This window comes from Burkholderia sp. E168m23, from assembly GCF_016586125.1.
GTDB classification, from domain to species: Bacteria; Pseudomonadota; Gammaproteobacteria; order Burkholderiales; family Burkholderiaceae; genus Burkholderia; species Burkholderia orbicola.
In genome coordinates this window covers 1-10,077 of record NZ_BCPP01000142.1, presented here as the reverse complement: position 1 = coordinate 10,077, position 10,077 = coordinate 1, and the positions used below count along the sequence as shown (strand labels likewise).

The following is a 10,077-nucleotide window of genomic DNA, read 5'->3' as shown; positions in this document are numbered from 1 at the left end:
GGTGCTCGTCGCGTCGTCGATCCGCATCTTTCGCGAGTACGAGCGCGGCGTCGTGTTCATGCTCGGCCGGTTCTGGAAAGTGAAGGGGCCGGGGCTGGTGCTGATCATCCCGATCGTCCAGCAGGTCGTGCGGATCGACCTGCGCACCGTCGTGTTCGACGTGCCGGCGCAGGACGTGATCACGCGCGACAACGTGTCGGTGAAGGTCAATGCGGTCGTGTATTTCCGCGTCGTCGATCCGGAGAAGGCCGTGATCCAGGTCGCGCGCTTCTTCGAGGCGACGAGCCAGCTCGCGCAGACGACGCTGCGCGCGGTGCTCGGCAAGCACGAACTCGACGCGCTGCTCGCCGAGCGCGAACAATTGAACGCGGACATCCAGAAGACGCTCGACGCGCAGACCGATGCGTGGGGGATCAAGGTGTCGACGGTCGAGATCAAGCACGTCGACCTGAACGAGACGATGATCCGCGCGATTGCGCGGCAGGCGGAAGCCGAGCGCGAGCGGCGCGCGAAGGTGATTCATGCGGAAGGTGAGCTTCAGGCGTCGGAGAAGCTGCTGCAGGCCGCGCAGCGGCTCGCGCTGCAGCCGCAGGCGATGCAGTTGCGCTATCTGCAGACGCTGACGACGATCGCGGCGGACAAGAATTCGACGATCGTGTTTCCGCTGCCGGTCGATCTGCTGGGGGCGTTGCTGGATCGGCTGGGCCCGTCGCGCGAGCCTTAAGACGCGCGTGCGCCGTCCCGCAAGACGCCGCGGGCCGATGTCGATGAGCGCGGGAGCCGCGGCCCGCGCCCGGCGGCCAGCGCCCGCCCGCGTCAGGCCAGCAGCTTGCGCTCGGCCTTGCCGTACTTGATCGACTTCTCGTCCGGAATCATCAGCCCCGTATGCTCGTCGCGGCCCTGCAGCAGGAAACGCGCGTCCGGGTTGCCGATCTGTTCGGCCGCGAGCTTGCTGTCCGCGCCGATCTCGCCCTTCTTCATCCGGTTGACGATCACGCCGGCCGCGGTGTCCTTGAAATCGCGCAGCATCCACGCGTCGCCATCGCTGTCGCCGAATACCAGCAGCGGCCCGTAGCCCTTCTTCGACACGAGCACGTTGCGAATGCCCACCGTCTTGCCGGGCCCCCAGTTGAAGTGCCAGCCGGCCGGATAGGTGCTCGTGTACTTGCCGTCCTGCATGTCGAGACGCAAGCCGATCACGTTCTCCGGCGGCACGCCATAGCCATAGTTCGGATTGCCGGCGAACACGCGCACGACGTCGTCGAGCGACGCGGTGCTCACGTACACGTCGATGCCGTTCGCCCGCAGCGTATGCATCACCGCGCGGATTTCCTCGTGAATGCGGATGCCGTGGAAATGCGTATCGGCCACCACGCCGGCCTTGCCCGGCAGCGTCTTCGGGCTTTCGTAGCGGACCTTGCGCAGCGCGTCGCCGATCCCGTAGTTGTTCGACGCTTGCGCCATCGCCTGCAACTCGGCGGTCGTCATGTTCTGGTAGAAGTAGATGATCCACTTGTAGCCGATTTCGAGCGGATGCGTGTCGCAGATCGCGTCGTACATGAAGTACAGCTTCGCGCGGAAATCCTTGAACTGGTCGGTCTCGCGGATCTCGTCGAGGCTCTTGTCGCCGCCGAAGCCCTGGTAGTTCGCATGGAGCCAGCGGTAGTCGGACTCGACGTCGGCCGCGAGGTCCTCCATCGTCACCGGCTTGCCGTCGACGGTCGTGTAGTCCTTCATGAACGCGCCCTTCGGCACGTCCTTCCACATCACGGCGACGAATTCGTCCGGCGTCAGCTTGTACTGCAGATGGTTGATCTGGTACATCAGCAACGCCTCTTCGCAGTCGTTCATGATGCACGTGTTGTCCCAGTCGAACACCGCATACGGGCGGCGCTTTGCGTCGTAGCGGGCGCTCGCGACGCCATGCTGGTCGAGCACCGCCTGCAGGCGCGCGGCGTTGAACGGCGACCAGCGGCCGGGGTCCAGCGCGTCCGGGGCGGTTGCGCTCTTCGCGCCGGCGATGCCGGCCTTGAGCATCAGCGGCGTCGCAGCGGTCGCCGCGGCAAGGGTGTTCATGAACTGGCGGCGTTGCATGGTCTCTCCGTTGAAATGCCGAATCGGCTTCGGTCGCTGCCCCGCGCGACGCGCGACACACCGGCCTCGCGAAGCCGCAAAGGCTTCGAATCGGGGCGGATGATGTGACGAAATTATTTCGGCAATTTGACAGCGTCCCACCGTGACACGACGGGGAGTTGATCCGGCGCGACATGCCGGGCCGTGTGGAAGCCTTGCCTGGCGCGATCCCTGTCGACTTCCCTGCTGAGGACGCACGGACAAGCGACGCCCATCCAGCCCCGAGCGCCTGAAATCTAGAGCTTCCCCTCCATTTCGGCCCTTCATTAGGAGAAGTCCTCATCTCCAAGGGCTGGCGCGCGACCGCGAACCGGCTATGATCATTACATTACTCAATGACACATTAAATGCTGACTGAATAAGCCGTATGACGATGGACGCCGGCGGATGCATCCAGATCAGCACCCCAAGCCTTGCCCAGGACCCGCCCTACGCCGACACGCAAACGCGGGCCGACACATGGAGACGCATCATGACCGCCCACCATCCGCTGCCGGAAGTCCACCTCGACGAGCTGCCGCAATTCCGCGCGGTCCAGCAACTGGCCTACCGCTGCGTCGAAACCGTCGGCGCGATGCTCTACCCCGGCATCACCGAGAAGGAGGCCGCGCGCCTCCTGACCGAATGGCTGCAGGACAACGGCGTGCACGACTGGCTGCACAAGCCGTTCGCGTGGTTCGGCGACCGCACCGCGTTCGAGGGCTTCTCGGGCCTCAAGCACATGGGCGGCTTCAATCTCGCGTTCTTCCCGAGCAACCGCCAGCTCGAAACCGACATGCCGGTGATCCTCGACGTCGCGCCGGTGCTCGACGGCATCGTCGCCGACGTCGGCTACGCGCACTGCCTGGGCCGCAACCCGATCCTCGAGCAGTTGCAGGACGACCTGATGGACCATCGCGACATGATCGTGCGGCTCGTGAAGGCGCGCCGGCCGATGGCGGAAGTCGCGCAGGAAGTCGACGCGCTGTGCCGCCGCCAGGGCGTCGAGCCGCGCCACAAGGCCTATCCGTTCAAGGTGCTCGCGCATCGCGTCGCGAAGATCCACAAGCTGTCGAAGCCGCGCTTCGTCGCGCGCTTCGGGCTGAACGCGACACGCAACCTGCTGCTCGACCAGGGCCGCGCGGCGAAACAGCAGGGCTGGTCGCCGCTGTGGTCGATCGACCGCCGCTCCGAGCATGCGCCGGTGCCGGGCCTGTGGGCCGTCGAGCCGCATCTCGGCTTCGCCGGCGTCGGCGCGAAATTCGAGGAGCTGCTCGTGATCACCGACGACGACGCGTACTGGCTCGACGAGGATCTGCCGCACGTGCGCCGCTGGCAGCGCCGCCAGGCCGAGCGCGCGCAGGCTGCGTCGACCTTGTCGGCCGCCGCCTGACGAACCACCCACCTCCCGACTCCCTGAACGACGGACTCACGATGCAGCCTCTTTCCGACGAAGCGCCGCTGGCCCTGTTCGAATCGGTTCACAGCGAAACGGCGGTCGCCTCCGGCGACCTGACGCTCGCGGTCCGGACCTGGGGCGACCCGGCCCGCTCGCCGGTCGTGCTGGTACACGGTTATCCCGACGACAGCAGCGTCTGGCAGCACGTCGCGCCGCTGCTCGCGCGCCGGCACTACGTGATCGCGTACGACGTACGCGGCGCGGGCTTGTCGGGCGTGCCGACGCGCACGGCCGACTACCATCTCGCGAAGCTGACCGACGATTTCGTCGCGGTGATCGATGCGCTCTGCCCCGGCCGCGCCGTGCATCTGGTCGCGCACGACTGGGGCTCGATCCAGGGCTGGGAATTCGTCACCGATCCGCGCCTGGCCGGCCGCATCGCGTCGTACACGTCGTGCTCGGGGCCGTGCCTCGACCACGTCGGCTTCTGGCTGCGCGAACGCGTGCTGCACCCGACGCCCGCGTCGCTGGCGAAGCTCGGCGGCCAGCTCGTGCGTTCGTGGTACGTCTATCTGTTCCACCTGCCGTTCATCCCCGAGCTCGGCTGGCGGCTGTGGCTCGGCCGCGCGTGGCCGAGCCTGTTGCGCCGGCTCGAGAAAACGCCCGCCGCGCCACGCCCGACCCAGGCCGACGACGGCGCGCACGGCGTACGGCTCTATCGCGCGAACTTCATCCGCTGCCTGTTCGCGCCGCGCGAACGCTACGCGCACGCACCGGTGCAGACGATCGTGCCGCTCGGCGACAAATACGTGAGCCCCGCGCTGTCCGAGAACCTGTCGCGCTGGGTGCCGCAGTACTACCGCCGCGAAGTCGCGGCCGGCCACTGGCTGCCGCTCGCCGATCCCGCGCGCTTCGCGGCGCTCGCCGAGCAATTGATCGACGCGGTCGAATCCGGCGACGAACCGCCCGCGCTCGCGAACGCGCGCCGTCGCGCCACCAGCGGACGCTTCAGCGGCAAGGTCGCGGTCGTCACCGGCGCGGGCAGCGGGATCGGCCGCTGCGCGGCGCTGGCCTTCGCACGCGAAGGCGCGACGATCGTCGCCTGCGACATCGATCTCGCGAGCGCCGAACGCACCGCGCTGCTGATCGGGCTGACCGGCGCCCAGGCCCATGCGAAACGCGTCGACGTCGGGTCCGCCGACGAGATGGAAGCGCTCGCGGCGTGGGTCGGCAGCGAACTCGGCGGCGCGGACGTCGTGATCAACAACGCGGGCATCGGCATGGCCGGCGGCATCCTCGACACGAGCGCGCGGCACTGGGAGCGCATCCTGCACGTGAACCTGTGGGGCGTGATCCACGGCTCGCGGCTGTTCGCGCAGCAGATGGCCGCGCGCGGCACCGGCGGGCACATCGTCAACACCGCGTCGGCCGCCGCGTTCGGCCCGTCGCGCGACCTGCCCGCGTATGCGACGACGAAGGCCGCGGTGCTGATGCTCAGCGAATGCATGCGCGCGGAACTCGCGGAGCAAGGCATCGGCGTGACGGCCGTGTGCCCCGGTTTCGCGGAAACCGGAATCATGGCGTCGACGCACTACGCGGGCGCCAACGCACAGGACGAAGCGCGGCTGCGCAAGCGCGCGACGAAGCTGTACCAGATGCGCGGCCTGAAACCGGAAACCGTCGCGCAGGCGATGGTCGACGGCGTGCTGCGCAACCGCCCCGTCGTCGCGGTCGGCGGCGAAGCGCACGCGCTGCGCTTCGTCGGCCGCTTCATGCCGTGGCTGGGCCGGATGATCGCCCGCGTCAGCATGGCATCGCATTGACGGCGCACGACGCCGCACAGGGAGACAACATGACCGATACCGCCGACTATCACAAGATCAAGGCCCGGCACGTGAAGTTCGACTTCAGCGACACGCCGGTCACCTGGGTGCCGAACGATCCGGGCAGCACGCACATCATCAACACGCTGAACCTGCTGTTCCCGGAAGGCGAGCTGTGGTTCTGCCGCGTGTACAACAAGGCGCTGCCGCTGATCACCGATGCACGCCTGCGCGACGAAGCCGAAGGCTTCCTGCGGCAGGAAGCCGTGCATTCGCGCTCGCACGGCGGCGTGCTGAAGCACTACTACGACCGCCACGGCATCGACACGAAGCCGTTCACGCAGAAGCTCAACCGCCTGTTCACGCGCGTGCTGGGCGAGCAGCCGCTGGGGCTGAAGATCGGCCATACGCGCTTCTGGCTGCGGCAGCAGCTGGCCGTGATCGCGTCGCTCGAGCATTTCTTCGGCTATCTCGGCAACTGGGTGCTCAACGCGCACGGTCTCGACGAAGGCCGCGCCGACCCGACGATGGTCGACCTGCTGCGCTGGCATGGCGCCGAGGAAGTCGAGCACCGCACCGTCGCGTTCGACATCTACCGTCACATGGGCGGCACCTATCCGGAACGCTGCGTGCACATGGCGTTCGTGATCCTGCTGCTGCTCTACTACATCACGACTGGTGCGAAGTTCATGTACCGGCGCGACCCGGACGCCGGCCGCTACCCGGGCTTCGTGCTCGCGTGGTGGCGGGGTTCGCGACGCGGGCACCTGCCGTCGTTCTGGAAGGTGATCGGCGCGGCGCTGCGCTATTTCAAGCCGGGCTATACGCCGCACCACGAAGGTTCGACCGAGCAGGCGCTCGCCTACCTCGCCCGCTCGCCGGCCGCGCAGGCGGCCGCGCACGGCGGCAACTGGGGCGCGGCGAAAGGGGCGTGACCGGGCTTCCGGCCGGCTCGGCGGGCGGCGCCCGCCGAAATGCGTACAATCGCGGCTTCAATTTCCCGGAGGTGCCGCGATGGCCATGAAGAAAACCGATCTCGAAAAGAACAAGGCGCTCAAGCTGACGCACGCGATGAAACAGTCGAGCTCCGCGCGTTTCGGCAAGGGCGCCGACGAAGCGGCCAAGCTGGACCGCCGCGCGCAGCGCAAGCTCGACCAGGAACAGGGCCTCGTGCCGTTCGCGTGCAAGCTCAACGCCGAGCTCGTCGAGCAACTGAAGGCGCGCGCGGCCACGCACCCGGAAGGGATGACGGGCCTGCTGTCCGAACTGCTCGTGAACGGCCTCGCGCAACGCGACGCGTAACCGCCACGTATCTCGAAATTTCCGTTGACAGCACTGCGCCGCGACGACACACTCGTTCGCATGCCTACGTTCAAGCTCGTCGCCATCGCGATTCATTGCCCGGTGAACATTCGAAAGAATGGATCACGGGAGGCGCTTGTGCGTTAGCAATCGAGCAGTACCGCATGTCACACAAGGCCTCGCCGGAAACGGATGAGGCCTTTTTGTTCTGGTGCACGTCATCCGTCCGGCTCACTGAATGGAGCAGACGATGGACCAGGCAAGCCCCCTGTTCGAACGCCGCGATCGGCGCCCCGCCGGCACGATCGCATTACCGACCGTCGTGATCCGTTTCGCGGTCGCGCCGCGCACGACGATGACCTGGCGCGCGCCGCAGGACGCGGAGATCCGCGCGCACGGCGCGGCGCTGTGGATCACGCGCCCGCCGAATGTCGACGATTACTGGGTACAGCCCGGCGACGTGCTGCGCATCGCGCGCGGCGAGCGCATCTGGCTCGGCACCGATGCCGACCGGTCGGCCGAAGCGACGATCACGACCGCGTACGTGCGACGCGGCGAACGGGTCAGGCGCATGCTCGCGCAAGTGCAACGTTTGCTCGTCGGGATAGGGAGAAGGAGCGGATGAGCGGCGCGCCGTTACGCGTGCGTCAAGTACACGACACGCGCAACGGCCGCGACCGGAAACGGACGCACCCGCGGCGCAACGCGTCGCGGGTGCGCATCGAAGGACGCGGCACGCCGGTGCGTGCCGCGAGCGATCGCGCGCCGTGCGCAGCGAGAGGATGCAGCAGGTGCATCAGGTGCTGGCGGCGAGACGCGGGCCCGTGCTTCGTGGAGTGGAATCGAGGTCGGGACGTTGCGCGGCCTGCGAGGTCACCCACGGATCGATGCCCTGTTTCTGCACCTCTTCGAGGAATGACACACGTGTGCGCCAGTAATCCGCCTGTAATTTCGCATCGATGACGCGCTGTTCGGCTGCGAACAGTTCCATGCGCGCCGTCACGAGCATCGACGCAGCGGTTTTTTCCGGCGTGGGGGCGTGTCGCATCGCCCAACGGCTGATCCAGTTCAACATGCTGACCTCCGTGATTACGGACGAACCCGCATCGGGCAATCGCAGCCGGCCGTGCCTGCCCAAACGCGCAACGGCCTTGACCACCATTCACCGCCTGGCCTGCACGGACTGCAACTCCCCCGCATCGGCAATAACCGGCCGGCGTGTGCATGCGCGGTGTATCTATCCTAGAAAGACTTGCCGGTTTACGCGATGGGGTCTTGCAATCTTTTACACAGAAACCACAGTCGCGCCCGCATCGCGAAATGACGGTTGCGGACGGGACGGCTTCGGCGCACGATAATCCGATCCCTGCACCCGCCTGGCCTGACGAATGGCCGCTGCACGCCGCTGCCGCGCCGTGTATCCGCGCCGGCAGCACACGTGCGGACATGCGCACCCGCCGCCTGCACCGCGTTCGTGCAGCATGCGGGCGCTCCGTTTCAGTCGCATGTCATCGTGCACCGCCCGCGCGCAACGCAGCCGGCGTGCCGTTGCGCACGCATCGGCCCGTTTCTCCCACCTGCCCCGCGTCGTTTCCATCGTTTCAGCCATTTCTGCCGGCCCATGCCGCGCGAACCGGTAAAATGCGCGCCTTCGCCGCACGGGCGGGCCGCCAGACCGTTCGCGCGCAGGCAACCGATCGTGCCCTCCAACTATATCGTCCGAGCTATCCGCGCTATTACAATCCGCCGATAGCCGGACAATAGTGGCTGGTTACAGTTAGCCGGCCGCGCTGCCTGTACAACAATTCGGCACAACAATCAACACGACAACCCGACCGGAGAAACGCCTTCATGGAATCCATCAAGCGGTATTTCGGCTTCGCTGAAGCCGGCACCGATTTCCGCACCGAAATACTCGCGGGCGTCACCACGTTCCTGACGATGGCCTACATCATCTTCGTCAACCCCGCGATCCTCGGCGACGCCGGCATGCCGAAGGAATCCGTGTTCGTCGCGACCTGCCTCGTCGCGGCGCTGGCGTCGATCATCATGGGGCTGTACGCGAACTACCCGATCGCCTGCGCGCCCGGCATGGGCCTGAACGCGTATTTCGCGTACACGGTCGTCAAGGGGATGGGCTTCACGTGGCAGGCGGCGCTCGGCGCGGTGTTCATCTCCGGCTGCCTGTTCCTGCTCGTCACGCTGTTCCGCGTGCGCGAGGCGATCGTCAACGGCATTCCGAAATCGCTGCGGATTTCCATTACCGCCGGTATCGGCCTGTTCCTCGGCATCATCTCGCTGAAGACGTCGGGCGTGATCGTCGGCAACCCGGCCACGCTCGTCACGCTCGGCGACCTGCACAAGCACGAGACGATCCTCGCGATCGTCGGCTTCTTCACGATCGTCACGCTCGACCACCTGCGCGTGCGCGGCGCGATCCTGATCGGCATCATCGGCGTAACGATCCTGTCGTTCTTCTTCGCCGGCAACCAGTTCCACGGCGTGTTCTCCGCGCCGCCGTCGATCGACGCGACGCTGTTCAAGCTCGACATCGGCGCCGCGCTGTCGACCGGCATCATCAACGTGATCCTCGTGTTCTTCCTCGTCGAGCTGTTCGACGCGACCGGCACGCTGATGGGCGTCGCGAATCGCGCGGGGCTGCTCGTCGAAGGCAAGATGAACCGCCTGAACAAGGCGCTGCTCGCCGACAGCACGGCGATCGTCGCGGGCTCGGTGCTCGGTACGTCGTCGACCACCGCGTATATCGAAAGCGCGTCGGGCGTGCAGGCCGGCGGCCGCACCGGCGTGACGGCCATCACCGTCGCGGTGCTGTTCCTCGCGTGCCTGTTCATCGCGCCGCTCGCCGGCGTCGTGCCGGCGTACGCCACGGCGCCCGCGCTGCTGTACGTGTCGTGCCTGATGCTGCGCGAAATGGTCGAAGTACCGTGGGACGATGCGACGGAAGCCGTGCCGGCCGCGCTGACCGCGCTGCTGATGCCGTTCACGTACTCGATCGCGAACGGCGTCGCATTCGGCTTCATCGCGTACGGCGGCCTCAAGCTGCTGACGGGCCAGGGCCGCACGGTCAAGCCGATCGTCTGGATCATCGCGGCCGTGTTCCTGTTCCGCTTCTTCTATCTCGGCAGCGAGTAAGCGAAGCGCATCGCACGATGAAACGAAAAAACGCCACCTTCGGGTGGCGTTTTCACTGTGCGTGCCGTGCCGCCTTGTCCACGTGGATCAAGGCGTTGCGACGCCCTTGAGCTCCGCATCGTACAGCCGCTGGGCCAGCGTCGAATCGAGCGTCTCGACGCGGCGATACAACTGCACCGCGTCATCGACCCGCCCGGTGCGGCGATAAGCGACCGCCAGGTTGGCCATGATTTGCGCGTCATCGGGATACGCGCGGTTCATTTCCTCGAAGATCCCGACTGCCGCATC

10 protein-coding genes are annotated in these 10,077 nt (G+C 66.8%); 7 read left to right on the top strand and 3 right to left on the bottom strand.

The window, feature by feature from the left end:
• Nucleotide 1 precedes the first annotated feature (1 nt).
• The gene (locus JMF90_RS10275) at nucleotides 2-724 is read left to right on the top strand and encodes a slipin family protein (protein ID WP_236597964.1); all 723 of its coding nucleotides are present in this window, start codon (nucleotides 2-4) and stop codon (nucleotides 722-724) included.
• 92 nt (nucleotides 725-816) lie between these two features.
• On the opposite strand, the gene JMF90_RS10270 is transcribed toward JMF90_RS10275, so the two are convergent.
• Nucleotides 817-2,094 carry an HAD family hydrolase gene (locus JMF90_RS10270; protein WP_011694809.1) on the bottom strand — a complete coding sequence of 426 codons (1,278 nt, stop codon included), beginning with the start codon at nucleotides 2,092-2,094 and terminating at the stop codon, nucleotides 817-819.
• A gap of 511 nt (nucleotides 2,095-2,605) precedes the next feature.
• Between JMF90_RS10270 and JMF90_RS10265 the strand changes: the two genes are divergently transcribed.
• The 5 genes from JMF90_RS10265 (at nucleotide 2,606) to JMF90_RS10245 (ending at nucleotide 7,261) form a co-directional block, all read left to right on the top strand.
• The gene (locus JMF90_RS10265; protein ID WP_011547197.1) at nucleotides 2,606-3,505 is read left to right on the top strand and encodes a M24 family metallopeptidase; all 900 of its coding nucleotides are present in this window, start codon (nucleotides 2,606-2,608) and stop codon (nucleotides 3,503-3,505) included.
• A 41-nt stretch (nucleotides 3,506-3,546) separates the two neighbouring features.
• Nucleotides 3,547-5,334 (top strand): SDR family oxidoreductase, encoded by a 1,788-nt coding sequence (locus JMF90_RS10260; protein WP_011547196.1) that lies wholly within the window; start codon nucleotides 3,547-3,549, stop codon nucleotides 5,332-5,334.
• A gap of 29 nt (nucleotides 5,335-5,363) precedes the next feature.
• On the top strand, nucleotides 5,364-6,269 hold the full coding sequence (locus JMF90_RS10255; protein ID WP_011694810.1) for a metal-dependent hydrolase: 906 nt from the start codon (nucleotides 5,364-5,366) through the stop codon (nucleotides 6,267-6,269).
• A 79-nt stretch (nucleotides 6,270-6,348) separates the two neighbouring features.
• Nucleotides 6,349-6,636: a hypothetical protein gene (locus tag JMF90_RS10250; RefSeq protein WP_006480754.1), complete on the top strand. Its 288-nt coding sequence runs from the start codon at nucleotides 6,349-6,351 to the stop codon at nucleotides 6,634-6,636.
• Nucleotides 6,637-6,886: 250 nt separating this feature from the next.
• Nucleotides 6,887-7,261: a DUF2917 domain-containing protein gene (locus JMF90_RS10245; RefSeq protein ID WP_011547194.1), complete on the top strand. Its 375-nt coding sequence runs from the start codon at nucleotides 6,887-6,889 to the stop codon at nucleotides 7,259-7,261.
• A gap of 171 nt (nucleotides 7,262-7,432) precedes the next feature.
• Here the strand turns inward: JMF90_RS10245 and JMF90_RS10240 are convergent, their stop codons facing one another.
• The gene (locus tag JMF90_RS10240; protein WP_006480752.1) at nucleotides 7,433-7,711 is read right to left on the bottom strand and encodes a hypothetical protein; all 279 of its coding nucleotides are present in this window, start codon (nucleotides 7,709-7,711) and stop codon (nucleotides 7,433-7,435) included.
• A gap of 776 nt (nucleotides 7,712-8,487) precedes the next feature.
• Between JMF90_RS10240 and JMF90_RS10235 the strand changes: the two genes are divergently transcribed.
• Nucleotides 8,488-9,789 (top strand): NCS2 family permease, encoded by a 1,302-nt coding sequence (locus JMF90_RS10235; protein ID WP_006480751.1) that lies wholly within the window; start codon nucleotides 8,488-8,490, stop codon nucleotides 9,787-9,789.
• Between the two features lie 87 nt (nucleotides 9,790-9,876).
• On the opposite strand, the gene JMF90_RS10230 is transcribed toward JMF90_RS10235, so the two are convergent.
• Nucleotides 9,877-10,077: tetratricopeptide repeat protein (locus JMF90_RS10230; RefSeq protein ID WP_201325083.1), on the bottom strand; the 201-nt coding region annotated here is incomplete at its 5' end.

Excerpts from the sequence above, each read along its gene's own strand:
- JMF90_RS10250 (WP_006480754.1), top strand. The coding sequence starts at position 6,349 with ATGGCCATGAAGAAAACCGATCTCGAAAAGAACAAGGCGCTCAAGCTG.
- JMF90_RS10270 (WP_011694809.1), bottom strand. The coding sequence starts at position 2,094 with ATGCAACGCCGCCAGTTCATGAACACCCTTGCCGCGGCGACCGCTGCG.
- JMF90_RS10245 (WP_011547194.1), top strand. The coding sequence starts at position 6,887 with ATGGACCAGGCAAGCCCCCTGTTCGAACGCCGCGATCGGCGCCCCGCC.
- JMF90_RS10240 (WP_006480752.1), bottom strand. The coding sequence starts at position 7,711 with ATGTTGAACTGGATCAGCCGTTGGGCGATGCGACACGCCCCCACGCCG.
- JMF90_RS10255 (WP_011694810.1), top strand. The coding sequence starts at position 5,364 with ATGACCGATACCGCCGACTATCACAAGATCAAGGCCCGGCACGTGAAG.
- JMF90_RS10260 (WP_011547196.1), top strand. The coding sequence starts at position 3,547 with ATGCAGCCTCTTTCCGACGAAGCGCCGCTGGCCCTGTTCGAATCGGTT.
- JMF90_RS10265 (WP_011547197.1), top strand. The coding sequence starts at position 2,606 with ATGACCGCCCACCATCCGCTGCCGGAAGTCCACCTCGACGAGCTGCCG.
- JMF90_RS10235 (WP_006480751.1), top strand. The coding sequence starts at position 8,488 with ATGGAATCCATCAAGCGGTATTTCGGCTTCGCTGAAGCCGGCACCGAT.